This is a genomic window from Marinobacter sp. MMG032 (genome assembly GCF_040112695.1).
Lineage (GTDB): Bacteria > Pseudomonadota > Gammaproteobacteria > Pseudomonadales > Oleiphilaceae > Marinobacter > Marinobacter salsuginis.
Genome location: NZ_CP157802.1, coordinates 444,969 through 470,128 on the forward strand (window position 1 = coordinate 444,969; position 25,160 = coordinate 470,128).

Annotated in this window: 24 protein-coding genes; 10 read left to right on the forward strand and 14 right to left on the reverse strand. The window is 56.5% G+C overall.

What is annotated here, in order from left to right; translation table 11 throughout:
• Positions 1-6: 6 nt before the first annotated feature.
• The 6 genes from ABNF92_RS02040 to ABNF92_RS02065 form a co-directional block, all read right to left on the reverse strand.
• Positions 7-759 (reverse strand): flagellar basal body rod protein FlgF, encoded by a 753-nt coding sequence (locus tag ABNF92_RS02040; protein WP_014576887.1) that lies wholly within the window; start codon positions 757-759, stop codon positions 7-9.
• A 76-nt stretch (positions 760-835) separates the two neighbouring features.
• Positions 836-2,827 (reverse strand): flagellar hook protein FlgE, encoded by a 1,992-nt coding sequence (locus tag ABNF92_RS02045; RefSeq protein WP_349343303.1) that lies wholly within the window; start codon positions 2,825-2,827, stop codon positions 836-838.
• Between the two features lie 27 nt (positions 2,828-2,854).
• Positions 2,855-3,532 carry a flagellar hook assembly protein FlgD gene (locus ABNF92_RS02050; RefSeq protein ID WP_064226898.1) on the reverse strand — a complete coding sequence of 226 codons (678 nt, stop codon included), beginning with the start codon at positions 3,530-3,532 and terminating at the stop codon, positions 2,855-2,857.
• A gap of 18 nt (positions 3,533-3,550) precedes the next feature.
• Positions 3,551-4,000, reverse strand: a complete 450-nt coding sequence (flgC, locus tag ABNF92_RS02055) for a flagellar basal body rod protein FlgC (protein WP_153634645.1) — start codon at positions 3,998-4,000, stop codon at positions 3,551-3,553.
• Between the two features lie 34 nt (positions 4,001-4,034).
• A complete protein-coding gene (gene flgB / locus ABNF92_RS02060) occupies positions 4,035-4,433 on the reverse strand; it encodes a flagellar basal body rod protein FlgB (RefSeq protein WP_349343304.1) in 399 nt (132 codons plus the stop codon).
• 239 nt (positions 4,434-4,672) lie between these two features.
• A complete protein-coding gene (locus ABNF92_RS02065) occupies positions 4,673-5,224 on the reverse strand; it encodes a nitroreductase family protein (protein WP_153634646.1) in 552 nt (183 codons plus the stop codon).
• 167 nt (positions 5,225-5,391) lie between these two features.
• Here ABNF92_RS02065 and ABNF92_RS02070 point away from each other — a divergent pair, with 167 nt between their 5' ends.
• Complete coding sequence (locus ABNF92_RS02070; protein ID WP_153634647.1) at positions 5,392-5,703, forward strand: Mpo1-like protein; 312 nt, start codon at positions 5,392-5,394, stop codon at positions 5,701-5,703.
• 1 nt (position 5,704) lies between these two features.
• Positions 5,705-7,144 carry an adenylate/guanylate cyclase domain-containing protein gene (locus ABNF92_RS02075; protein ID WP_209397884.1) on the forward strand — a complete coding sequence of 480 codons (1,440 nt, stop codon included), beginning with the start codon at positions 5,705-5,707 and terminating at the stop codon, positions 7,142-7,144.
• Positions 7,145-7,174: 30 nt separating this feature from the next.
• Here the strand turns inward: ABNF92_RS02075 and queF are convergent, their stop codons facing one another.
• From queF to ABNF92_RS02090, 3 genes are read right to left on the reverse strand one after another with little or no spacing between them, the layout of a single operon-like run.
• Positions 7,175-7,993 carry an NADPH-dependent 7-cyano-7-deazaguanine reductase QueF gene (gene queF / locus ABNF92_RS02080; RefSeq protein WP_349343305.1) on the reverse strand — a complete coding sequence of 273 codons (819 nt, stop codon included), beginning with the start codon at positions 7,991-7,993 and terminating at the stop codon, positions 7,175-7,177.
• 14 nt (positions 7,994-8,007) lie between these two features.
• Positions 8,008-8,781 (reverse strand): ABC transporter permease, encoded by a 774-nt coding sequence (locus ABNF92_RS02085; protein WP_349343306.1) that lies wholly within the window; start codon positions 8,779-8,781, stop codon positions 8,008-8,010.
• Entirely contained in the window at positions 8,778-9,728 is a 951-nt protein-coding gene (locus ABNF92_RS02090; RefSeq protein ID WP_153634650.1) for an ABC transporter ATP-binding protein, read from the reverse strand. The genes ABNF92_RS02085 and ABNF92_RS02090 overlap by 4 nt, the downstream gene beginning before the upstream one ends.
• Before the next feature lie 262 nt (positions 9,729-9,990).
• On the opposite strand from ABNF92_RS02090, the gene ABNF92_RS02095 reads away from it, so the two are divergent.
• Entirely contained in the window at positions 9,991-11,109 is a 1,119-nt protein-coding gene (locus ABNF92_RS02095) for an organic solvent ABC transporter permease (RefSeq protein ID WP_349343307.1), read from the forward strand.
• Here the strand turns inward: ABNF92_RS02095 and ABNF92_RS02100 are convergent.
• The 3 genes from ABNF92_RS02100 to ABNF92_RS02110 form a co-directional block, all read right to left on the reverse strand.
• Positions 11,099-12,406, reverse strand: coding sequence for an HD domain-containing phosphohydrolase (locus tag ABNF92_RS02100; protein ID WP_349343308.1), 1,308 nt, complete (start codon positions 12,404-12,406; stop codon positions 11,099-11,101). The genes ABNF92_RS02095 and ABNF92_RS02100 overlap by 11 nt on opposite strands.
• A 176-nt stretch (positions 12,407-12,582) precedes the next feature.
• Positions 12,583-13,176: a hypothetical protein gene (locus ABNF92_RS02105; RefSeq protein WP_349343309.1), complete on the reverse strand. Its 594-nt coding sequence runs from the start codon at positions 13,174-13,176 to the stop codon at positions 12,583-12,585.
• A 73-nt stretch (positions 13,177-13,249) separates the two neighbouring features.
• Positions 13,250-13,528: a PilZ domain-containing protein gene (locus ABNF92_RS02110; RefSeq protein ID WP_069184958.1), complete on the reverse strand. Its 279-nt coding sequence runs from the start codon at positions 13,526-13,528 to the stop codon at positions 13,250-13,252.
• Between the two features lie 190 nt (positions 13,529-13,718).
• On the opposite strand from ABNF92_RS02110, the gene ABNF92_RS02115 reads away from it, so the two are divergent.
• Both ABNF92_RS02115 and ABNF92_RS02120 read left to right on the forward strand, forming a co-directional pair.
• Positions 13,719-14,735 carry a Fe(3+) ABC transporter substrate-binding protein gene (locus tag ABNF92_RS02115; RefSeq protein WP_349343310.1) on the forward strand — a complete coding sequence of 339 codons (1,017 nt, stop codon included), beginning with the start codon at positions 13,719-13,721 and terminating at the stop codon, positions 14,733-14,735.
• A gap of 153 nt (positions 14,736-14,888) precedes the next feature.
• Positions 14,889-16,577, forward strand: coding sequence for an iron ABC transporter permease (locus ABNF92_RS02120; RefSeq protein WP_349343311.1), 1,689 nt, complete (start codon positions 14,889-14,891; stop codon positions 16,575-16,577).
• An 11-nt stretch (positions 16,578-16,588) separates the two neighbouring features.
• Here ABNF92_RS02120 and ABNF92_RS02125 read toward each other — a convergent pair whose 3' ends face one another.
• Together ABNF92_RS02125 and ABNF92_RS02130 are read right to left on the reverse strand one after the other, a co-directional pair.
• On the reverse strand, positions 16,589-17,074 hold the full coding sequence (locus ABNF92_RS02125) for a thioesterase domain-containing protein (protein ID WP_349343312.1): 486 nt from the start codon (positions 17,072-17,074) through the stop codon (positions 16,589-16,591).
• Between the two features lie 132 nt (positions 17,075-17,206).
• Positions 17,207-18,874 (reverse strand): AMP-binding protein, encoded by a 1,668-nt coding sequence (locus ABNF92_RS02130; RefSeq protein WP_349343313.1) that lies wholly within the window; start codon positions 18,872-18,874, stop codon positions 17,207-17,209.
• Between the two features lie 241 nt (positions 18,875-19,115).
• Between ABNF92_RS02130 and ABNF92_RS02135 the strand changes: the two genes are divergently transcribed.
• The 5 genes from ABNF92_RS02135 to ABNF92_RS02155 all read left to right on the forward strand — a co-directional run bounded on the left by ABNF92_RS02135 (position 19,116) and on the right by ABNF92_RS02155 (position 25,128).
• Positions 19,116-20,090 (forward strand): ABC transporter substrate-binding protein, encoded by a 975-nt coding sequence (locus ABNF92_RS02135; protein WP_222464337.1) that lies wholly within the window; start codon positions 19,116-19,118, stop codon positions 20,088-20,090.
• Positions 20,091-20,155: 65 nt separating this feature from the next.
• Positions 20,156-21,058, forward strand: coding sequence for an ABC transporter permease (locus ABNF92_RS02140; RefSeq protein WP_349343314.1), 903 nt, complete (start codon positions 20,156-20,158; stop codon positions 21,056-21,058).
• A 9-nt stretch (positions 21,059-21,067) separates the two neighbouring features.
• On the forward strand, positions 21,068-21,862 hold the full coding sequence (locus tag ABNF92_RS02145; RefSeq protein WP_349343315.1) for an ABC transporter ATP-binding protein: 795 nt from the start codon (positions 21,068-21,070) through the stop codon (positions 21,860-21,862).
• A gap of 401 nt (positions 21,863-22,263) precedes the next feature.
• A complete protein-coding gene (locus ABNF92_RS02150) occupies positions 22,264-24,402 on the forward strand; it encodes an adenosylcobalamin-dependent ribonucleoside-diphosphate reductase (protein ID WP_069185068.1) in 2,139 nt (712 codons plus the stop codon).
• Between the two features lie 27 nt (positions 24,403-24,429).
• Positions 24,430-25,128, forward strand: a complete 699-nt coding sequence (locus ABNF92_RS02155) for an NrdJb (protein WP_069184949.1) — start codon at positions 24,430-24,432, stop codon at positions 25,126-25,128.
• Positions 25,129-25,160: the final 32 nt, after the last annotated feature.

The following is a 25,160-nucleotide window of genomic DNA, read 5'->3' on the forward strand; positions in this document are numbered from 1 at the left end:
CGTTGCTTAAAGGTTCTGCAACAGCCGTGCCGTTGCTTCGGAATTCTCGTTGGCGGTAGTCATTACCTTCACCTGCATCTCGTATTGCCGGGAAAGCTGAAGGTTCGAGATCATCTCTTCCACCGCATTCACGTTGGAGCTTTCAAGGAACCCGGAGGCAACCCGCTGGTTTGCATCCGGTGGCTCGGGCCCATCCAGAGCCTGATCCGGCTTGCGGCGCATGTGGCCATCAAGTCCTTTCTCCAGAGCCTCTGGCGGCGGGCTGACCAGTTTCAGACGGTCCACTTCAACCAGCTGGTCCGGTGGTCCACCCACAGGAACAATCGACACAGTGCCATCGGCGCCAATCTCGACGTTGTCAAAAGGAGGAAGCGCAACCGGCCCACCGTTGCCGAGCACCAATTCGCCATTGGCCAGACGCACGAGGCCGTTCACATCCACCTGGAGGCTGCCACTGCGGGTGAAGACCTCCTCACCCTGATCATTCTGGATGGCAAGCCATCCCTCACCTTCCACCGCAACATCCAGCTTGCGTCCGGTTTCCATCAGCGCGCCGGCGGAAAGATCGGTACCGGGCCTTTCTGTCATGGCGTAGGCGCGGGTTGGGTGGTGCTCCCCGTAGACAGGCATACTGCGGGCCTGGGCGAAGTCTTTCTTGAAGCCGGTGGTGCTTACATTCGCCAGGTTATTGGCATGGGCCTGCTGGGCCAGCATATTCTGCTTGGCGCCAGACATACCGATGTAGAGGGCTTTGTCCATGGGAAAACTCCTGCCGGAATTTTGACTGTTTCCAGTCTTCCTGCAGGAGTCATGCCATGTTCGCTAGTTCGCGATATTAACGGAGGTTGATGATGGTCTGGGTGACCGCATCGGAAGTTTCAATGGTTTTGGCGTTGGCCTGATAGTTTCGCTGGGCGATGATCAGGTTGACCAGTTCGGCCGAGAGATCCACGTTGGATTCTTCCACTGAGCTGGCTTTAATAGAGCCCAGAGTCCCTGTGTCCGGGGCGCCGATGATTGGCTGGCCCGATTCGAAGGTTTCGACCCAGGACGTATCCCCCACAGGCGACAGTCCGTTTGTATTATTGAAGGAGGCTAATGCGACCTGACCTAGCGCCTGGGACTGACCGTTGGTATATCGGGCAAACAGCACCCCTTCATCAGATACATCCAGTCCGGACAAGCGCCCAGTGGTATAACCGTTCTGCTGTTGATCATTGACCCCAAACTCAGCCCCGTACTGGGTAGTCTCACCAAGGTTAACAACGAATGCCGAGGTTGTTGGCGGCTCTGGAATCGGTGTAACCACCTCCTCACCCTCGGCTGGTGGGCCGTCAGCTCCATTCGGCTGGCCGTTGCTGTCTTTTGGTACCCAGTCGTCAATTAGAATCTCACCGTTTGGGTCTCCGTTTATGGACTGCAAAGCTCCATCCTGATCGAAGCGTGCGGTGAACGGTGAAATATCCGTACCCCCAACCAGCTCGCCATCAATTTGGGCGTAGATAGACCATTCACTGACGCCGACACCGTTACCCGGCGATGGATTTTTCACGAAGAACTGTGTGAGTTCATGGGAATTACCTAAACTGTCGTAGATGGTAGTTGAGGTCGCATGGTTATAAGTGCGCTGATCAAGTGGATTAAAAGCGTTTGTGATTGACAGTTCACCTGCATCATAAGCGCTGGCGACAAGACTCGTTACTGAGGGATCATTTGGAGCAGTAGTGATTATGTCCTGGACGCTTCGATCGGCAAATACATCGAGATTTCCGACCTTGTCATAGGCCGTCAAACTTCCTGAAATTCCGTAACTCACAGTCAGATCAGAACCGCGATTATCTGTAATTCTAATGTCCTGAATTGGATCGCCATTGCCATCAAGTAGGGGATCGCCGTTCGAATCTACAGCATCAACCAGAAAGGCTGAAACGGAACTTGCATTTGACGAGTTGATCGCATCAACCAAGCTTTGCTTTGTAGCTGCGCCCGACGTCGAAAGCACATTCTGGCCATCAATATCCAGCTCGAAAACAAAGCTTGGATCGCTTAACACAGTCTCAAGTGAACCTACTCCACCACCATCGCCTTCGAATCGAAAGCCTGTGGTTGCGGAGGAAGAAACTCCATCAATGCTGTTTAGCTGATCAGCGATTTCTCGGGCTGTTATATTTCGTGTGGTGGCACCACCATCACTCGATACAGTTGCAGGGATCTGCACCTGCTGATTAGGCCTGCCATCCGCGTAGGAGATAACAAATTCATCGCCACCGTTAGTGATCAGATCTTCCACAGACACTTGGCCAAGCTGGGTCACCCTGGATTCCAGCACCGGCTCCCGCGAGTCCAAGTTTAAATCAGAGTCCAGATTCGTAGTTCGGCGTGGCGCCAAGTTGTCAGTTTCGATCTGCAAATCACCACGAATCCCGGAAAGGTTACCGTCTTCATCGGCGGTGTATCCCTGCACCCGCATATTCTGGTTGTTCGTTACAAAGCCGTCCTTATCAATGCCGAACTGCCCTGCACGGGAATAACGAATTTCACCGCCGTTATTCAGGATAAAGAAACCATCGCCGGCAATCGCCATATCCAGACCGTTGTCCGTGAAGCTGATATTGCCCTGGCCGAAAGACTGCTTAACGTCCTGGACCCGAACACCGTCACCGATCGGGTTGGTGCCCGCGCTCAGAAAGCCACTGGCGTAAAGATCGCCGAACTGGGCCTTACTGCCCTTGAAGCCAACGGTGCTGGCGTTCGCAATGTTGTTGCCGGTGACGTCCAGATCCACCGATGCCGCACGAAGGCCGCTCAAACCTGTATTAAATGCCATGGTTCACCCCTTGGTGTCTCACCGGTCTCAGTTAATTTGTTTCACATCAGACAGGGCAATAGAGCCCATGCCCGCAAGATTCAGTGTTATCGAGCCGCCCTGGCCCAGGGATACGCTATCCACATTGGCACTCACCATGGTGCCCAGCTGCTGCGGCCCATCGGGATAGGAAGCTTCTGCCACAATTCGGTAGGGGCCCGGCGGCAAGGGATTGCCGTTGCCGTCCTGACCATCCCAGCGGAAGGACACAACACCTGCCTGGCTACTGCCCATATCGATCTGACGTACCCGCTCACCGTTCTGTCCCTCGATGGACAGGCGCAGGCCGCCCGTGGAAGCGGGCACTTCAATGGTCCCGGTAATTTCACCTTCGGCACCCAGGATCCCGATCTGGGAGGGGGCCAGCACGGTTTTGCCCACCATGGCCGACGCCTGGAGCGCCTGAGTGGATCGGAACTGCCCTACCACATCCTCAACCGTACCGGAGAGATTCTGCATCTCCTCCAGCGAACTGAACTGCGCCAGCTGGGAGATGAATTCACCGTTGTCCTGGGGCTCCAACGGGTTCTGGTTTTTCAGCTGCGCCAGCATCAGTTCCATAAACTCATTCCGGCCCAGCTCGCTGGTGCCCTGGCCGCCATTCTGCTGCTTCAGCTGGTACTGGCTCAGAACATCCGACGCGTCTGTTGCATTCACTGCAGTCATGTTGTGCTCCTCACCCTGTTACTGCTGACCAAGAGTCAGAATGCGCTGCATCATGGACTTGGCAGTGTTCATGACATCCACATTCATCTGGAAACTTCTGGACGACGACATCATGTCCGCCATCTCTTCGACCACATTCACGTTGGGGTAATAGACATATCCGTCTTCATTGGCCGCCGGGTGATGGGGCTCGTAACGCATCTGCAGTTCAGCATCGCTCTCAACAATACCCTCAACTCTTACACCCGCGCCTGGCCCCTCATCGGCAGCCATCGGAAAACCGCCCTGCCCGGGGTTCATCATGGACTGCTGAATGGCCGCGAAAACCGGCTTTCGGGCCCGATAGGTTTCGCCCGTGCTGGAACTTGCGGTCTCCGCATTGGCGATGTTCGACGCGGTTGTGTTCAGCCGCAGTGATTGCGCGGTCATGCCGGAACCGGCGATGTCAAAAATGCTGCCCAGTGACATGAGAATTCTCCTTCGCTAATCCTGTGACTTCGGCTTATTCGCCCTTGAGGGCCTTGGTCAAACCGCTGAACTTGCTGTTCAAAAACTGGAAACTGGCCTGGAAATCCATGGCGTTGCGCATGAAACGGGTCTGCTCCTGCTGGGCGTCTACCGTATTGCCGTCAACCGACGGCTGATTTGGAACCCGATACATCAAATCGCTCTCCGAGGCCGATGGCGAGGTATCCATATGCGCGTCATGGGTTTTGGCCATCTGGAATCCGCTGACCTGCTCCTGAGCCTTCTGCATCATTGCCTGGAAATCCAGATCCCGCGCCTTGAAACCCGGGGTGTCGGCGTTCGCCAGGTTGTTTGCCAAAACTTCGGCGCGTTTTACACGCGCTTCAACCGCGTGTTGATGAATGCCCAGAGCCGAATCAAACGTAATTGCCATGTTGCCTCCCGAAAACTGCACTGGTATGCCGAGCTGCTTTTGCCGGCTGTGCTCTTTGACGGGACTGAAGCAAGCTGGATGCCAGAATTCAGATGAGGCGTAAATTTGTCAGGAAAGTCAGCATTGGCGGGCCCTGGCCAGTGGCAAAACAATTGTCAGGGAAAAGTGCACAAGGAGCGGACAGGAAAAAGCGGCAAGCTGCTTCCCCCGGCGAGGACCGGGGGAATTCGGTCAGGGTATCAGGGCCAGTGACGCACAAATTCATCAACCGCCGGCCTGGGAACCGCCGGCTTGGAGGCGGAGACTGTTCCGGTGTAGAGAAAGCCGACGATCTGCTCATGCTCTTCCAGCCCCAGCCCGGCGTGAACCGAGGAATGGTAGGCAACACCGCCCGTTCTCCACATCACTCCGTAACCGGCATCCTGCAAGGCAAGCTCAATAAAACTCATGCCGGCTGCGGCGGACATCAACTGCTCGACTTCAGGTACTTTGGGATGCGTTCTGGGCGATGCGATACCCACGATCACCATTGGCGCCCTGAGAGGTGCACGCCTGAGCTTCTCGATCTCTTTCTCGTCGCTGTTATTGGCGCAGGTGGCGGCAAACAGTTCGCCCAGCGCCTCAAGACCTTCGCCCTCTATAACCAGGTAACGCCAGGGTCTCAGCAGCGCGTGGTCAGGAGCGCGAGCGGCGCAGGCAAACGCACGGTCAAGGGTTGCCGGGTCCGGTGCAGGCGACTCCAGCCTGGGCTCTGACGAACGGCTAAGAAGGAAATCGGTAACTGCTGTCATATCTGCTCGCTGTCTGATCGCTATTCTGATGGATTTCAAAAATTCGGTACGACCATAATTCCCGGCTGTGAATTGTGGCTTGTACGTAATGCTGTTAACCTTTGGTCGTAGTCGGGTCTGCCAACAATTATAAATGACGCGGTCGTACAATGATGAGTGGCAACACAATGAGCAACCAGCAAACCTTCAACAGCTTTTCCGAATTCTATCCTTACTACCTTGAAGAACACAGCGACGTGACCTGTCGCCGTCTGCACTTCGTCGGCAGCCTGCTGGTTCTGATCGTGGCCCTGTGGGCCCTGACATCAGGCAAGCTCTTGTGGCTTCTGGCTCTGCCCGTTATTGGCTATGGCTTTGCCTGGGTAGGCCATTTCAAGTTTGAGAAAAACCGACCCGCTACTTTCAAGTACCCACTGTACAGCCTGATGGGCGACTGGGTCATGTTCCGTGACATGCTAATTGGCAGGATCCGTTTCTGAAATGATGAGCGCTCCGGCAGACTTGCGCAATGCCAGCAGCTCCGCAGGCAGATCCCTGGCGTCTGAGGCATCGGGCAACCCGATTGCCATTCCGCCAATGCCCGATTACAACGGTCGGATCCTCGCCTATACCTCAACCGCCGCCATTATCGTAACCGGTGTTCTGCAAGGTGTGTTTGCCCATTGGCTGCTTTGGCTGGTGGCCGGCGCGCTCACCTGGCCCCACATAGCCCACGCCCTGACCCGTCGGACGTTCCTCAGAAATTCCCCACGCATTCGACAGAAGATGCTGATTTTCGATTGTGTTGTCGGCGGCGCGTTTATCGGCTGCATCGGGCTGATCGTTATTCCCTCCCTGGCGGTCGCGCTGATGTTGATGTTCAGCTGCCTGATTGTCGGCGGCATCCGCCAGTGGCTTATGGGCACCGTCTTCATGGCCGCAGCCATTGCTGGTTCTGTCGCTATCCTTGGGCCGGCGGACGGTCCACACTCGCCTCTGCTCACCAGCATTGTGTCGATTCTCTCAACCGGGCTTTATATCTGTGTCACAGCCTACTACTCGCACCAGCAGGCACGCGCACTCATGCTGGCAAAGACCCAGATCCAGAATCAGCGTGAGCAGTCCATCGCGCTCTCACACAAACTTTCCAAATACCTTTCGCCTCAGGTTTGGCAGTCCATCTTCACGGGCGAGCGGGATGTGCGACTGGAAACCCAGCGGAAAAAGCTGGCGGTGTTCTTCTCTGACATCAAGGGCTTCACCGAGCTGTCCGAGGAAATGGAGCCTGAAGCCCTGACCGAGCTACTGAATCACTACTTTAACGAAATGTCGGAAGTGGCCCTGAAGTACGGCGGCACCATCGACAAGTTCGTTGGCGACTCCATCATGGTGTTCTTTGGCGACCCAACCAGCCGGGGTCAGCGGGAGGACGCTTTTGCCTGCGTCTCCATGGCCATCGAGATGCGCAAGCACATGAAAATCATGCGTCAGAAGTGGCGCAGCCAGGGCATCAAGACCCCGCTGGAAATTCGAATGGGGATCAGCACCGGCTACACAACCGTGGGTAACTTCGGTGCAGAAAACCGGATGGACTACACCATCATCGGCAAGGAGGTGAATCTTGCCAGCCGGCTTGAATCGCTGGCAGAACCGGGTGAAATACTGGTTTCCTACGAGACCTTCTCGCTGATCAAGGACAAGATCATGTGCCGGGACAAGGGCGAAATTACTGTGAAAGGTTTCGGCAGACCGGTGCCAATCTATGAGGTGGTGGATTTCCGGCGCGATATGGGCCCCAACCGGAGCTTCCTTGAGCACGAGCACAGTGGCTTTGCCATGTATCTGGATTCAGACAAGATTACCGAGAAGGAACGCCAGGCCATCCTGACTGCCCTGGAAGACGCCGCCGATCGTCTGCGACGGGAAGAGGATGTTTCCTGAGGCGCGTCCCTGCGCTCAACTCAATTCTTCTTACTGACGTATCAACCGAGGCCCGGCGCCCTTGCCGGTTTCTGTACTCCGCCAGGGATTTATATCCAACCCGCCCCGCCGCGTATATCGGGCAACGACAGTCAACGACTCCGGGTTGCATCGGCTCATCAGATCGGTAAACACCGTTTCCACACAATGCTCGTGGAAATCCTGTTTCTGCCGGAAGCTCACGACGTATCGCAGCAAGCCGGCCCGGTCGATTTTCGGGCCAGTGTAGCTTACCAGCAAAGTGGCCCAGTCCGGCTGCCCCGTCACCGGGCAGTTGCTCTTGAGCAGATGGGAACACAGCTGCTCGGTCACCACCTCATTGCCGGCATTGAGAGAATCGGGTGAATACTCATAAACCACGTCGCTGACCGGTTCATCATCAATCAACTCGAACCCCTCAGGGCGGCCAATCGCTTCTCCGGATTCGTCCACACTCAACAGGTTAACCTGTACCGCACCGCCGCAAGCGCTGGACAGATCCTGGGTGATCACCTCTGCCACCTGCTCTCGGGAGGAGTACACCACCTGATTCAGCGAATTGAGGTACAGCTTCAGCGATTTGGATTCGATGATTGAAGGCGAAGCCGCTGGGAAGACTATCTCTGCCCAGGCCACTTCCGGCACACCATTTGGCCGCAGCCAGGAGATTTCCCAGGCCTGCCACAGGTCCTCGCCGAACCATGGCCAACGGCCGTCTTCCAGCCCAAGACGGCGGCGATTTTCCTCCCTCGCGACGGGAAACAAAAGGCCCGGATCGTAGCTGTCCGGGTAATCGCTTGTCTTGCCAAGCGGCGCATCATTGAGTGCCATAGGGGTTCCTGAAATCAGTGGCGAATGCCTTTACCACGCTCGAGCATTCTGAGGGCGATGAATGCCAACACGGAGATGAAAACCAAAATCATACCAAGAGAAACGAACGGATTAACGTCTGACACGCCGAGAATTCCGTACCGGAAGCCGTTCACCATGTACAGGATGGGATTGGCCATGGATACGCCCTGCCAGAACCCCGGAAGCAGATCGATACTGTAGAACACGCCGCCCAGATAAGTCAGGGGCGTGAGAATGAACGTGGGCACGATGGAGATGTCATCAAACTTGGTTGCCAGCATGGCATTGATGAAACCGCCCAGTGCGAACAGTGCGGACGTCAGGAACACCGTAATAACCATCATGGGCAGGTTGTGGATCGACAAGCGGGTGAACACCAGTGACAGCAACGTGACAATCAGGCCGATACCAAGTCCCCGCGCCATGCCTCCGGTCACATACCCGGCAAGGATAACCCAGTTGGGAACCGGAGACACCAGAAGCTCCTCAATGCTGCGCTGGAACTTCATGGAGAAAAACGACGACACCACGTTGGCATAGGAGCTTGTGATGACTGCCATCATGATCAGCCCGGGCACGATAAACGACATATAATCGAAGCCGCCCATTTCGCCGATCCGGGAGCCAATGAGGTTACCGAAGATAATGAAATACAGGGTCATGGTGACCGCAGGCGGCAACAGGGTCTGCGCCCAGATACGGGTAAACCGGCGCACCTCCCGGACAACAATGGTGCTGAAGGCTGTGAATATCGCATGCGGGGTCATGCTGCACCCTCCACCGCCCTGGCGGATTCGGCGGCGTTCTCCTCAACCATGCGAATGAACAGCTCCTCCAGCCGGTTGGCTTTGGTTCTCATGCTGACAACCTTGATGCCCAGCCGCTCAAGCTCCACAAATACCTGGTTAAGCCCCTGACCTTTTTCCACTTCCACCTCCAGTGCGCCCTCGGCGTCGAGGCGTGTCGGAAAACCGTTCAGCTCTGGCGCGGAATCCAGGGACTTTTCTGTGTCCAGCACGAAAGTCTCGACGCTCAACTGCTGAAGCAAGGCTTTCTTGCTCGTGTGTTTGAGGATCTTGCCATGGTCAATAATGGCGATGTTGCGGCAAAGGGCTTCCGCTTCCTCCAGGTAATGGGTTGTCAGGATGATCGTCGTGCCCTGGCGGTTAATCTCTTCCAGAAAGGTCCACATGGAACGGCGGAGTTCAATATCCACACCGGCGGTCGGCTCGTCCAGAATCAGCAGCTTTGGCTCGTGGACGAGGGCCCGGGCAATCATCAGGCGGCGCTTCATGCCGCCGGACAGCATCCGGGCCGGGGTATTCCGCTTGTCCCAGAGACCGAGCTTTTTCAGGTACTTCTCGGCGGACGCAGAGGCCTGCTTGAACGGAATCCCATAATAGCCTGCCTGAGTAGTTACGATATCGAAGACTTTCTCGAACTGGTTGAAGTTGAACTCCTGGGGTACCACGCCGAGGTTCAGCTTGGCGTCAGAGAGGTGGGTATCCGTGTCATATCCGAACACCCGCACTTTGCCGGCTGTCTTGTTCACCAGGGAGCAAACAATGCCAAGGGTAGTGGATTTGCCAGCCCCGTTGGGGCCCAGCAAAGCAAAGAAATCACCCTCAGCGACATGCAGATCAATCCCCTTGAGCGCCTGAAACCCGTCACCGTAGGTCTTGGTGAGGCTCTCGATTTCCAGTGCATTGGTCATAAATCATCCCGATTCGGTGAAAAACGGCAATGGGCGACCCAGGCCGCCAGCCAGAATTTAGAATGCTATTTATTGTGACAAAGCTGCTGATTTCAAGGCCCTTATCGGCTAGCAGGTGTCTCCAGGCCAATAACGGAAACTGCGACAGGAATCCCGACATGAGGCAAACCCCGCCCCTATAATGCGGTTACAACAACTTACAAAAGGGGCTGCCGCACCCTGAGTGCGGGCGCGCTGAATCGAAGGGAATGTACGACCAACCATGAGATCCGTTCACCGCATCCGACTAACGTTTACCCTGCTGGGCGCCCTCGCCCTCTCTGGCTGCCTCGATGATGACGGCGGTTCTGGCGACGACACCAGCAAAGGCCAGCTCAACTTCAACGGCTTTAATGGCCTTTCCTACCAGACGGCAAGTCAATCGGGCACCACGAACGCAGCAGGTGAGTTCCGTTACTACCCCGGCGAAACCCTCGATCTTTATGTGGGGAATCTCCTCTTGGCGGAGGACGTTCCTGCCCAGGAGTACGTGACATTACTGGAATTCTTTCCCGACATCCGAAACGAACTAGAAACTCCACTGATAGATGACGAAGGCCTCAGAACCCATACGCTCAGGGAAGATCAACTTCTTGATCGTGTGGCGCTTAATAATCTTGGCCGATTCCTGATTGCCCTTAACTGGACAGGCAACGTGCGTGAGGGAGAAGGGATTGACATACGTACACGAGTCGTCGAACAACTTAATGCAGCATTGCCGGGCCTAAGCGCACCTATCGATTTCAATGTCAGTGCGCCTGAATTTACGGCTTTGGGCAGCTCACCTTCGCCAGCAAACCAGCTGCTAGCAGAAATCTGCTTCTATCCGGAGGGCAGCCCTCTATGCGACCCACCACCAACACAGGAGGAAATCGACAACGCTCCACCAAGACCCGAGAATGAAGAAGATATTGACCCGGATATTGTATACAGCGAGGATTTGGCTGCCATTCGCTCGCAAATCATCGACTCGATTCGAACCGTAGCCGGCATCGATGATGAAGAGGTTCAGACATACCTGTCCAGAGAACTCAAGGCAATCAGCACAACCGTCGCGAACCGTTACTTCCTGGATGAGGACGTTGCCAGTCATCCGGCCACTGATACAGCCCTGAAGCAGGTTGCAGTTCGAAAGATCGGGGGCGGACTCGCCCTGGCAGAGCTCGAAGCAATCAGCACTCGTCCCCAGGATGTCCAGATCAATTCGGCCGACTGGCAAAGCGGAGAAGTGGAGTATTTTGTTGCCGGCCCCTCCGGCGGGGAATCAGAGCTTCTGCTCAGCTTCCGCCCGGAGGATACCTATCGGTGGGTTCGCAAACAGTTGCGAGTCATTATCCGCTGATCAAGCGGGACAGACTCCAGCGTGACTCTGCGCCGGTTACATCGAAATAGGACGGATCCAGACCTTCCGTACCATGAGGCAGGCAATCACGAATTCGCACCGTTTCTGCGGCTTCCTTACCTTCGTTGTAACGGGCCAGATCGATGATCTTTGCAGTTTTCAGCGGCCTTGCAGCCGCATCGGTCATAACCATGATACGGGGCCAGAGCCGTCGTTCCGGCGAGTGTGAAACCACGATGCCCCGCTGGCCATCGCTGAGTTCCACGAGGCTACCGGTGGGATAGATACCGATTGCCTGGATGAAATTCTCCACCAGGTCTTCCTGGAATTCGATATTGCGCATCTCATAGAGCAGCGTGACCGCTTTGGCTGGCGTCATCGGCTCGGTGTGAGCACGCGGCGCAATCAACGATTCGAAAAACTCCGCGATGCCGGCCACTTTGGCCAACAGTGGAATGCGATCCCCCCGGACACCTTCCGGGAAGCCAGAGCCGTTATGGCGCTCGCGATGCCCCTGAACCACACTGAGCACTGCCCGCGAGAGCCCGCTGTTCTCCAGCATGGCAACACCGCGATTGACGTAGCCACGGTAGGAAAGATACTCCTCGGCGCTCAGTTGGCCCTCCCGGGCGAGCAACTCCGGTGGCAGCGTGGTTTTACCAACCTGTGACAACAGGCATCCAAGGCCAAGGTGATTAAGAAGCCCCTCGTTCAACCCCAGGCGCCGACCACATACCAGGGCCCAGACGGAAGTGTTCAGGGCATGCCGGTAAAGGTAACTGTCATGGGCACGTGTGCGACTGAGCCACAATAAGGCATCAGGCTGGCGAACAACGCTGCTCACCATTTTACTGGTGATCGCGGCGATCGGCCTCAGGTCCGGCACGCCATCGGCACGAAGTGTCTCGAAAAGCTGGTCCAGCGCCACTTCCACGTCATCCAGCAGGCGCTTGGATGTTTTCATTTCCTTTTTGAGACTGGTACCTGTTTCGTAGGTTACCGGCTCACGAATACTCAGCGGCGGCAACTGAAGCTGCTCTCGCCCGCCACCACGCTTGTTAAAAGCCTTACCGAAAACCGGCTTGCTGCCGCCTTTCACCTCTTTTGCTTCCCGCGCTTCCGCCACATCGACCATCACCCACTTGCAGTGGGAAACCAGAGCGCGAATGTCATCCTGGGAGCGAATGTGGAAACCCTGAATCGGGAATGGAGTCTGATGCCATGGCCTGTCCAGATCAGACACGAACATGCCCACTTCCAGATCATGTACTGCGACTTTTTTCTGTTGGACACCCACGGGCCACCTCACAAAACAAACTTTTCGATGGCTACCATTCTGACCGATCCACCTGAAGACACAATTACAATATCGTATCGTCAGGTAACCCAAACGCGACAAAGCGTAACGCTAATCTTCAACAGGAAACAAAATGTAGCAACGTGATGAGAGTCACATAACAACGTCAAAAAGTGTCACTCTGCGTCACATACGGATTCGTCGAATTCGGGCAGCCGCGCTCGCATTGAACCCCGCGGAGCCTTGCGGACATAGACGGTGTAGGGGACAGAAGACGCCCGCAAGTAATCCAGATTCCGGGTATCGTCGCCCTGCCCCTCTGTGACAACCGCCGGAGTACAGGAAACGAGCAACTCAAGTTGCCCGCCCAAGCTGGCGACGCGAGCATCCTGATCCGCCGGATTGATAGACATGCACCGGTTCGAGCCGGTTGCCGGCAGGCCCGTGCCAGCAAGACGGTCCTTGCCCGGTTCGCCGCAAGCGCGAATGCCCGTGCCACAATCACCGGAATCAGCGCCATCGCGGAGGCGCCAGACACGGTCGCTGCACTGTGTTTCGACTTTTACAGACGTTGCTTTGTCGCCCGCAATCCACCAACCAGGATATTCAGCGCTCTGCCAGGACAGCCGCACATGCCTGGGCTCCCCTGACGAATTCTCCGCCGGAAACATCGCGAAATGGGAGTAGTAGCTGGCACAGCCCGACGTGAACAACAGCATCAGGCTTGCAATAACTGGCTTGTAAGCTCTGGAAAAGGCTGAAAAGATCATCTGACTGACACATCCCTGACGGCGATTGAATTGGCCCTGCCATTATCCATGGCAGACGCCCTGAATCCGCCTATCAGTCACCATTTTGATCAAACTGAAGGCCATAACCGTCATTGGTTTTACGCACGACCACCATCTCAAGCACCGGCGCCGGAACGGGCAAGCCCTGTACCTGTACGGTGACCTTGTCGCCAAGGGATGGCGTGAAAGGCTCAGTGTCAACGACGATAAAGACGCCGCCATCGGAAATATCGCGGGTCGAGAATATGAATTCTCCCTGCTCCGCATGCACCACCTTTACCTTCGCGCTCATGGCGGTGCGTATGTGCTCTCTTCGATCGTTCCCAACCATCTGAGGATTCCACAACTTTTTGCATAGTTTTTATAGTCTTCCGAAGCATAACACCATTTTCAGAAAAATATGCCAACGGAGATATTGACTACACAGGTAATAGAAATGAGAGTAGTTGTCGTTTTTAAACGCTTGTAAACCCTACTGCAGGCATACCAATACCGTGACTACCCGAAAGAAGGATGGGACTATGCGAATGAAACTGGCTGCAACCGCAGCAATCGCCCTGACTGCCATGCCCATGGCAGCCTCCGCAGACGGAGAGGTCAACATTTACTCCTACCGCCAGGCGTACCTGCTTGAGCCCCTGCTGAATGCTTTTGAGCAGGAAACCGGCATCAAGAGCAACGTTGTATTTGCCAAACAGGGCCTCGCAGAGCGCCTCGAGCGTGAGGGCCGCAACAGCCCGGCCGATGTGGTGATGACCGTTGATATTTCCCGCCTGAACGAGCTGGTTGAGCGCGATCTGGTTCAGGGTGTGGACAATGACACCCTGGAAGAGAATATTCCCGAGAATCTTCGCCACCCGGACGGTAAATGGTTTGCCCTGACCACCCGAGGTCGCCTGATCTTCGTTTCCAGGGAGCGTGTGGAGGAAGGCGAGATTACCACTTACGAGCAACTGGCAGACGACAAGTGGGACAACCGAATCTGCACCCGCAGCGGCAAGCACCCCTACAACATTGCCCTGTTCTCCTCCATGATCGCCCACCATGGTGAAGCCGAAACCGAGAAGTGGCTGAAAGGCCTGAAAGACAACCTGGCCCGCAAGCCCCAGGGTGGCGACCGCGACCAGATCAAGGCCATCGCCGAAGGCGTCTGTGACATCTCCATCGGCAACAGCTACTACTACGGCAACATGCTGCAGGATGAGAACCAGCGCCCGATTGCCGAGCAGGTTCGCCTCGTGTTCCCGAACGCCGAAGGCCGGGGAACCCACGTGAACATCAGTGGCATCTCACTGACCAAGAGCGCGCCGAACCGCGAGAGCGCCATCAAACTGATGGAATTCCTGTCCTCGCCGGAAGCCCAGCGCATCTATGCCGAAGCGAACACCGAATACCCGGCTAACCCGGAAGTACAGCCTTCCGGACTGGTTGCCGAGTGGGGTGAAATCAACCCGGACAACCTGTCTCTGCAGGAAATCGCCAACAACCGCAATGCCGCAGTCAAGCTGGTTGACCGGGTCGACTACGACGGCGAGTAATCGTGTGTGGTGAGGGTGGGTTGCCACCCCCACCCGCGGTTCGGCATACCACTACCCACCGCCAGTGTGAAGGCAGCAATTGCAGGCATCAGGCCAGGTGACTACAATCTGCAGCCTCCAAACGGACAGACCACACCCAGATACAGGAACACTATGAGCGAGGCCGCTACCAGCGTTGATGCCGGGCTATCCCAGCCCTTGCTGGCAAAGCGCAGCTCGCCAAAATGGATGATCTGCGCATTGCTGACCACTGCCATTGTCGCCCTTCCGGTTCTTTCCGTAATTTTCCTGGCGTTTTTTCCCGAAGAGAATATCTGGCCACACCTGATCGAGACCACGCTTCCCCGTTATCTGACGACGACACTCAAGCTGATGATCGGCGTGGGCGCCCTGACTCTCGTGATTGGCCTGGCCTCGGCCTGGGCGGTCACCATGTGCGAGTTTCCCGGCCGCAAATTCTTTGAATGGGCCATGCTGCTGCCTTTCGCAGTGCCGGCGTACGTTATTGCCTATGTATACACCAGCCTTCTGGACTACGCAGGGCCGGTTCAGGGCACACTACGCGACCTGTTCGGCTGGACCAGTGCCGCCGACTACTGGTTCCCGGAAATCCGGAGCCTTGAAGGCGCCACCCTGATGATCGGGCTGGTTTTGTATCCATACGTTTACCTGCTTGCCCGGGCTGCGTTTCTGGAGCAGTCCCCGTCTCTGTTCGCCGTTAGCCGCAGTCTCGGCCACTCGGCGCTGAGCACGTTCTTCAGGGTGGTTCTGCCAATAGCCCGCCCTGCAGTGGCCGTAGGTCTCTCGCTGGTGCTGATGGAAACCCTGAACGATTTCGGCACCGTGGACTTTTTCGCCGTTCAGACCCTCACCGCCGGCCTGTTCGATACCTGGTTGAACCTGGGCAACCTTGGCGGCGCGGCCCAGATAGCCACCACCATGCTGATCTTCGTGGTCATCCTGGTGACGCTCGAGCGCTACTCGCGAAGACGTCAGCAACAGTTCGCAGCGCGGGACAACCGGGATCCGATCCAGCGCTTCACCATGTCGTTCCCGCGCCAGATGGTTTGCCTTGCCGTGTGCGCACTCCCCGTACTGTTCGGTTTTGTGATTCCCGGCGCGACTCTCGGGCTATACGCCTGGGAATATTTCGGTGAAAGCTGGAACCCGGATTTTGTCCGCAACACCTTCAACAGCCTCTTCCTCTCCAGTACCGCCGCTCTCACCACGCTGCTGATCGGCGTTACGCTTGCCTATAGCCGCCGCCTGCACAACACTCGCAAAATGCAGGTACTGATGCGGCTATCCAGCCTTGGTTATGCCATGCCGGGGGCAGTGCTGGCTGTAGGCGTGATTGTGCCACTGGCGGGCTTTGACAACTGGCTGGACAGCCTGATGCGGGATGTTTTCGGTATCAGCACCGGCCTGTTACTCAGCGGCACGGCCTTCGCCCTGGTGTTTGCCTACACCGTGAGGTTCCTGGCGGTTTCTGCCGGCAGCGTGGAAAGTGCGTTGCAGAAAATTACGCCCAGCATGGACATGGCATCACGGTCTCTTGGGCACAGCCCGGGCAACACCCTGGTACATGTTCACCTGCCGATGCTAAGAGGCACGTTGGTTACGGCTGCCCTGGTGGTGTTCGTGGATTGCATGAAGGAGTTGCCGGCCACACTGATTCTCAGACCGTTCAACTTCGAGACCCTGGCCACCTACGTCTACCAGTTTGCCTCTGACGAGCGCCTTTACCACAGCGCCCTGCCCGCCCTGATCATCGTTCTGGCCGGCATCATTCCGATCATTCTGATGAGCCGCTCGATCTCCAACAGCCGCTCTATCGCCTGATCGGACCCGGATCAGAAAGTGATCCGGGATTTCACATCCTGAACCACGAATCGCCCCTGGAACACGGCGACAGGGTCGCCTTCCGGCATTGTGGTTGGCTCTCCGCAGAAGACTTCTGCCGTCAGATCCAGCCGGCCCTTGCCGTGCCTGGCAAGGCTCTTGCGAAAACGCTCCGGCATCTCTTCACCGGGCAGGCGGCAGATCACGTAAAAGTCGGATGTCACAGGTTCCAGATAGTCAATGTTCCCGCTTTGCACCACCACGTTTCCCCGAAGACCGAGGTCCCAGAGCGCCAGTTCCGTGAGGCCCCAGGCCGCCGTTACCGCCGCCGAATATACACTGCCCCCGAAACCGGTACCCTGGTGATTGCTGTTGGGCTCCAGAGGTGCGCTGAGTAACAGCGAATGGCCATCCCAGGAATGCAATTGAATCCCCAGGGCGCGAGAAAGAGGAATCTCGTCATGGATACGTTTCTGGAAAAGGGACAACTGGCTCATAACATCCTCCTGATATCCCTTCAGTTTAGGCCCGCATCCTCCTTTTCCCTATGCGACTTACGTCGGTTTTTTCCGCTATAAAAAAAGCCCGGCAGAGCCGGGCCAGAACATCTTCACCTGTAATCGAAAGCGTTACTGCCAGATAACCGGCTGACGCTGCGCATACCACTTGTCGACTTTCTCCTGGTAGGCGTCTTCAACCACATTGCGCTTGAGCTTCATCGTGGGTGTGAGGAAGCTGTTCTCGATCGACCATTCGTCGCTGACCACCGTGATGAACGCCAACTGCTCATGGGGATCCACGGTCTTGTTCACATCGGCAATCAGCTTCTTGAAGCTCTCTTCAATTTCATTTCGGAAGGCCTCGTCCGCCATTTTCGGTCGGGCTTCTTCGCCCAGCATGACCAGGGCATGAGGCTGGGTTTGGTTGGCCCCAGAGACGCAGACCATTTCGATGGCATCGTGGGACATCAGGCGATTCTCGATGGGCGCAGGCGCAATATACTTGCCCTTGCTGGTCTTGAAGATTTCCTTGATGCGACCGGTGATCTTGAGCCGGCCCATCTCATCAATCTCGCCCTTGTCGCCGGTCTTCAGAAAACCGTCTTCAGTGAACGCTTCCCGGGTTTTCTCCTCGTCCTTGTAATAACCCATCATCGTGGCCGGGCTCTTGATCTGGATCTCACCCTCCGGGCTGATACGGGTTTTAACCCCGGGTGCAGACTCACCAACGTAACCCGTCCTTGACCGCCCTGGCTTGCTCATATGGGAATAGGCAAAGTTTTCAGACATGCCATAGCCTTCCAGCAGCTCGAGACCAAGGTTGCGGTACCAGTCCAGAACGTCGCTTGCCAGCGGTGCCGAACCACTGCCTGCGAGCTTGACCTTGTCCAGGCCAAGGCCCTTGAGGATCTTCTTCTTGATCAATTTGTTGACCACTGGAATTTTCATCAGCCGGTCCAGCTTCTTCTTGGGCAACTTCTGCAGCACACCGTGCTGGAACTTCACCCACAGGCGCGGTACCGAGAGGAACAGGGTTGGCTGGGCCCGTTGAAGATCCTGAACGAAGGTATCCAGAGATTCCGCAAAATAAAGGTGGAAACCCGCATACAAAGATGCCAACTCAACAAAGGTACGCTCGAATACGTGAGCCAGCGGCAGGTAAGAGAGCATGCGCTCCTCGGAGCCCACGCCAAGCACTTCCATACCACCCTCTGCCGCATAGGCCATGTTGTAAAAGCTGAGCATGACGCCTTTTGGTTTGCCCGTGCTGCCGGAGGTGTAAACGATCGTCGCCAGTTCATTGGCATCACGCTGAACGTTTTCTTCCAGGGGCGGATACTTGGCAACGATATCGTCCCAGGTTTCGAAATCATTGGGCGGGCTCAGCGGGAAGGAAATGCAACGCACTGATTCCGGCACGCCCGGTTTCATCATGTCCCAGTCGTCCAGCTTGCCAACAAACACCACTTCACACTCGGCATGGTTGAGAATGTAATTGACGGTGTCGGCGTTAAGGGTGGGATACAACGGAACGGAAATGTGGCCGGCCATCCAGATGGCCCAGTCGGTCATGATCCAGTGGGCGCAGTTTTTGGAGATCAGGCCGATGCGGCTTTTTTCGGGGAGGTTCAGGGACTTCAGGTAAGACGCCATGCGTCTCGCCTCATCCACCGCCCGGCCCCAGGTGTAATCTACCGTTTTACCGCCCCCGATGGGCTGTGTCATATAGACAGAATTCGCCTTGGCCTTCTCCCAGTGATAAACCATATCCAGGGGAAGTTTGTTTGTTGTGTCCATGGACCTTCCTTGCAGTTCGTTGTTCGAATTATGGATGACTTATTATTAGACTTTCGTAGGGTATTTCAACATAGTATGAGCCGTCAAAACGTGACACAAGCAAAATAATTTCCAACTACACCTATCTGGATCATAGCCCTGCTTCCGGCAACATCCCCTACCCCTTAAACCCTCTGCCTGTGGTAAACTTGCGCCCCTTCAGAATTGCAACATTCCAGTTAACCTACCCGGAGATGGGCATATGGCCAAGACAACCCTGCGTACCCTGTTCGGTGCCACACTGCTGGCGCTGGCAACACTCGTTCAGGCACAGGAACCCCGCGTTGTAGCCATCACACAGATTGTGGAGCACCCGGCACTGGACGCCGTCTACCAGGGCATTAAAGACGAACTCGCCGAGCGCGGCTTCAAAGAGGACGACAACCTGGAAGTAATGCACGAAAGTGCCCAGGGCAACTCCGCCATCGCTTCACAGATTGCCCGCAAATTTGTTGGCGCAAGCCCCGACGTGATTGTGGCAATTGCCACGCCCTCCGCCCAGACCGTTGCCGCTGCGGCCCGCAATACGCCAGTCATCTTCTCAGCAGTGACCGACCCGCTCGGCGCCAAGCTGGTGAGTAGCCTCGAAGCACCGGGCGCAAACATCACGGGTGTGAGCGACATGCTGCCCATCGACAAACATCTGGATATGCTCCAGCGCGTAATGCCCGATGCCAAACGCATTGGCACCGTCTACAACCCGGGCGAAGCCAACGCTGTCTCCCTGGTGGAACTGCTGGAAGAGCGCCTCGCCGCCCGCGGCCTTGAACTGGTAAAAGGTGCCGCTACCAAAACGTCCGAGGTTCTGGGCGCCGCCCGCTCCCTGGTTGGCAAAGCCGATGCCATCTACCTGACCACTGACAACACAGTTATCAGTGCTGCTGAAGCCGTTATCTCCGTGGGTGAGCGCGCCGGTATCCCGGTATTCGCCGCCGACACCGCCACGGTTGAGCGCGGCGCTGTTGCGGCGCTGGGCTTCGACTACTACGACCATGGCCGCCAGACTGGCGTGATGGTTGCCCGGGTATTGAATGGCGAAAAACCCGGAGACATGGGTGTCGAGACAATGGAGAAGCTGGACCTTTTCGTGAACCCGGCTGCCGCTGAGCGCATGGGTATCACCCTGTCCGATGACGTGATCGGTGACGCCGAGCAGGTTATCGACAGCGCCAAGTAATCCCCCGAACAACACGGGCGGCCCTCACAAGGGGCCGCCCGTTTTATCATTGGTGATACCCGACCATGCTGAGTAACATTGCGCTTTATGGTGCCATCGAGACTGGCCTGATTTATGGCCTCGTCGCTTTTGGCATCTACCTCTCTTTCCGGGTGCTTGATTTCCCGGACCTCACCGTAGATGGCAGCTTCCCGCTCGGTGCTGCCGTGGCCGCTGTGCTTATTATTGACGGCTGGAATCCGTGGCTGGCGACAGGTTGCGCGGTCATGGCCGGCATGGCCGCCGGCGCAGTAACGGCCCTGCTGAATGTGAAACTGAACATTCTGAACCTGCTGGCTTCGATCCTGACCATGATTGCGCTGTATTCGGTAAACCTGCGCATCATGGGCCGCCCCAACGTGGCACTGCTAACGGAAGAAACGGTGCTGACGCCCTGGTATGACCTGGATCTGGCCTACCATCAAGTACCGGTGCTCCTGTTCATCATTGTGGTCTTCGTAGCGCTTATTCTGCTGTGGCGTTTCATGAAATCCGAAACCGGCCTGGCCATGCGAGCCACCGGCGCCAACGCCAGGATGGCCCGGGCCCAGGGCATCGCCACCGGCGCCATGATTGTGCTTGGCGTTGCCGTCTCCAATGGCCTGGTTGGACTTGCCGGCGCCTTGTTCGCCCAGAGCCAGGGCGCAGCAGACGTCACCATGGGCGTGGGCGTTATTGTGATTGGCCTAGCCTCCCTGATTGGTGGTGAAGCCGTTGTGACTCCCTCCACGGTGTTACGCGCACTGATCGCCTGCGTGGTGGGAGCCATCATCTACCGGCTGGCCATCGCCCTTGCCCTGAACGCCGATTTCCTTGGCCTTCAGGCGCAGGATCTGAACCTGATAACTGCGGTTCTGGTCACCTTGGCCATCGTTCTGCCCGGCGTGCGTTCATCCATTGCCGGCAAACTTTCCCGAAGCAAGGCCTGAGGAGGCGAAATGATCAGTGCAACCGACCTCCGACTCACCTTCGGCAAAGGAACCCCCCTGGAAAACCCCGCGCTCAGAGGCATGAGCCTGACGGTCAACCAGGGCGAGTTTGTTACGGTTATTGGCAGTAACGGCGCCGGTAAATCCACCTTTCTGAACGCCCTGGCTGGCGAAGTGCTGGTAGACAGTGGCCAGATCATCGTGGACAACCAGGGCGTAACCAAACTGCCCACCCACAAACGGGCCGGCCGGGTTGCCCGGGTATTCCAGGACCCACTGGCCGGCACCTGTGAAGGCCTTACCATCGAGGAAAACCTCGCCCTGGCCATCAAACGTGGTCAGCGCCGGGGCCTCACAAGCGCCGTTAAACGACAGTACATGGAAAAGTTCAAGGACAGCCTTTCGTCCCTGAACCTGGGCCTGGAAAAACGCCTTGGCGACAAGATGGGCCTGCTTTCCGGCGGCCAGCGTCAGGCTGTAAGCCTGTTGATGGCCAGCCTGACGCCCTCAAGCATCCTGCTGCTCGACGAGCACACGGCGGCTCTGGACCCGAAAACCGCTGCGTTCGTTCTGGAACTCACCACCAAGATCATCGAGGAGCAAAAGCTCACCGCGCTGATGGTGACCCACAGCATGAAGCAGGCACTGGAAGTTGGCAGCCGCACGGTCATGCTGCACCAGGGCCAGGTGGTGTTTGATATCGAAGGCAAAGACCGCGAAGGCCTGGAAGTGAAGGATCTGTTGGGCTTGTTTGAGAAACAGCGTGGGTTGGAAGTGGACGACGACAGCCTTCTGCTGGGCTGAAAAAAAAGGGGGCCAGCCTGGCCCCCGTTTCCCCTCCCTGATCGCCTGTTTTTGCCAACTTTTGACCGGAATCGAACAATTCGTTATTGACACCACATCCTCACAAAACCACAACATGTAGTGGTTTTAAACCTTTAGCCTCAAACCGCTGTTTTAGAAAAAATTTCCCGGATTCAAGCTGGTTTCGATTGATTTTCTTTGCTCCGAAGCGCCTATCAATAGTTGCGTTCTTATTCACAGAACACTATATCCTGTTATACTCATTTCAGATTCAACCCATATCTAGTGGTTAAAAAGAAAACAGGCCCAAGGCCAAAACGACGATTCTCAAGGGGTATGGCGCCGCTGGTACAAGGACTGGCGCCATAAAAAGAAGACATACCGGAAGACAGAGGGTGGAAATGAACGCAAAGGCACAGGCAGTGGTAACGACAATCCCGATGCAGGAAGCCTCGATCGACATCTGGCACAGCAAATATCAGCTGAAGACCAAGACCGGCGAGCCCGTAGACAAGGACATCAACGCAACCTACGAACGTGTTGCCAAAGCCCTTGCCGAGGTGGAAAACAAATCCGTACGCACCCAGCACATGAAGAACTTCATCTGGGCTCTGCAGAACGGTGCCATTCCCGCCGGCCGGATTACCTCGAACGCCGGTGCCGAGGCGCACAAGCCCGCCACCTCCACCATTAACTGCACCGTTTCCGGCACCGTTCAGGATTCCATGAACGACATCCTGGAAAAGAACCACGAAGCCGGCCTTACCCTCAAGGCAGGCTGTGGTATCGGTTATGAATTCTCCACCCTGCGTCCGAAAGGGGCGTACGTGGCCGGCGCCGGTGCGACCACCTCCGGCCCGCTGTCGTTCATGGATATCTTCGACCGCATGTGTTTCACCGTATCCTCTGCCGGTGGCCGCCGCGGCGCCCAGATGGCCACGTTCGACGTGCACCACCCGGACGTGATCGACTTCATCCAGGCCAAGCGCGAAGACGGCCGCCTGCGCCAGTTCAACCTGTCGCTGCTGATCACCGAAGACTTCATCGAAGCCGTGCGCAACGGTGACGACTGGCACCTCTCCTTCCCGGTTACCCAGAAGGAAGTCGAAGACGAAGGCCTGGACCTGAGCGATGCGAGCCAGTTCGTTTACCGCGATTTCCCGGTGCAGGAAGGCTATGTGGTAAACGACGAAGGCAAGGTTGCCTGCCGTATCTACCGTACCCTGAAAGCCCAGTTCATCTGGGACACCATCATGACCAGCACCTACGACTACGCCGAGCCGGGTTTCATCCTGATCGACAAGGTCAACCAGATGAACAACAACTGGTTCTGTGAGGACATCCGCGCCACCAACCCCTGCGGTGAGCAGCCCCTGCCCCCATACGGCAGCTGCCTGCTGGGCTCCGTGAACCTGACCAAATTCGTGGACTACCCGTTCACCGACAAGGCCAGCTTCAACTATGAAAAATACCGCAAGGTAGTAGGCATCTTCACCCGCATGCTGGACAACGTGGTAGAGATCAACGGCCTGCCCCTGGCCGAACAGCGCCACGAAATCACCTACAAGCGCCGCCACGGCATGGGCATCCTTGGCCTGGGGTCCACCCTCGCCATGCTGCGTATGCCGTATGGTTCTGAAGAATCCGTGCAGTTCACCGAAGAAGTCGTGCGTGAAATGGCCGTTGAAGGCTGGCGCCAGTCCCTCGCCCTGGCCGAGGAAAAAGGCGTTGCGCCGATCATGGACGACGAGTTCGAGATTGATGCCAAGATGTTGAACAAGTGCCCGCAGCTGAGCAAAGACGGCTACAAGCTGGGCGACAAGGTGAAAGGTCGCGTACTGCACGCGAAGTACAGCAAGTACATGCAGCAGATTGCCAGCGTGGAGCCGAAGCTGGTGGAAGAACTGGCCGAGAAAGGTGGCCGCTTTACCCACCACACCTCCATCGCTCCAACCGGCACCATCAGCCTGTCTTTGGCCAACAACGCCAGTAACGGTATCGAGCCGAGCTTCTCGCACCACTATGCTCGTAACATCATCCGCGAAGGCCGGAAGACCAAAGAGAAGGTAGATGTGTTCTCCTTCGAGCTGCTGGCCTACCGCCACCTGGTGAACCCGGGCGCCATGCCGTTCTCCGAAGACGAGGACAAGAAGCTGCCGGCCTACTTCACCACTTCCGACGATGTAACCCCATCGCAGCACGTGGACATCCAGGCCGCCGCCCAGAAGTGGGTAGATTCCTCGATTTCCAAGACCGCGAACGTTCCGACAGACTTCGCCTATCAGGACTTCAAGGACATTTACCTCTACGCCTACGACAAGGGCCTGAAGGGTTGCACCACCTTCCGCTTCAATCCGGAAGCCTTCCAGGGCGTACTGGTTAAGGAAAAAGACCTCGAGAACACAATGTACGAGTTCACCCTGGACGATGGCAGCAAGGTCACCCTCAAGGGCAACGAGCAGGTAGAGTACGACGGCGAAATCCACAACGCCGCCAACCTGTTTGACGCGCTGAAAGAAGGCACCTACGGCAAGTACTGATCCGGGAACCGACACAGGACAACGAACATGACAGTTAAAATCAGCAACAAAATCGTCGGCTACCGCGTAAAGAAGGCCGACCCTGAAGCAGCCGCCGAACACCAGGCTCCGGTGCACGCAGAAACCAAGCCCGTTCAGATGAACGAATACATCGAACGGCCGGACTTCCTGCTGGGCACCACCTACAAGATCAAGCCGCCGGTGGCCGAGCACGCGATGTATATCACCATCAACGACATCCTGCTCAACGAAGGCACCGACCATGAGAGCCGGCAGCCGTACGAAGTGTTCATCAACTCCAAGTCGATGGAACACTTCCAGTGGGTAATCGCCCTCACCCGCGTTATCTCAGCGGTATTCCGCAAGGGTGGCGACGTCACCTTCCTGGTGGAAGAGCTACGCAGCGTGTACGACCCCAATGGTGGCTACTTCAAGAAAGGCGGCGTATTCATGCCGTCCCTGGTGGCTGAAATTGGAGCCGTGATCGAGAAGCACCTTAAGGCGATTGGCCTGCTGGAAAGCGAGGAAATGAGCGAAACCACCAAGCGCATCCTCGCCGAAAAGCGTGCCGAGTTCGAAGCCAGCCACACCACGGCCACGAACGACGAGAAAGCCAGCGACTACCCTGCCAACGCCACCATGTGTGGCAAGTGCAGCACCAAGGCGGTGATCGTAATGGATGGGTGTGCGACCTGCCTTTCCTGCGGCGATAGTAAGTGCGGTTGAGTTAATTGACTGCAGTGAGTGACAAGAAGGTC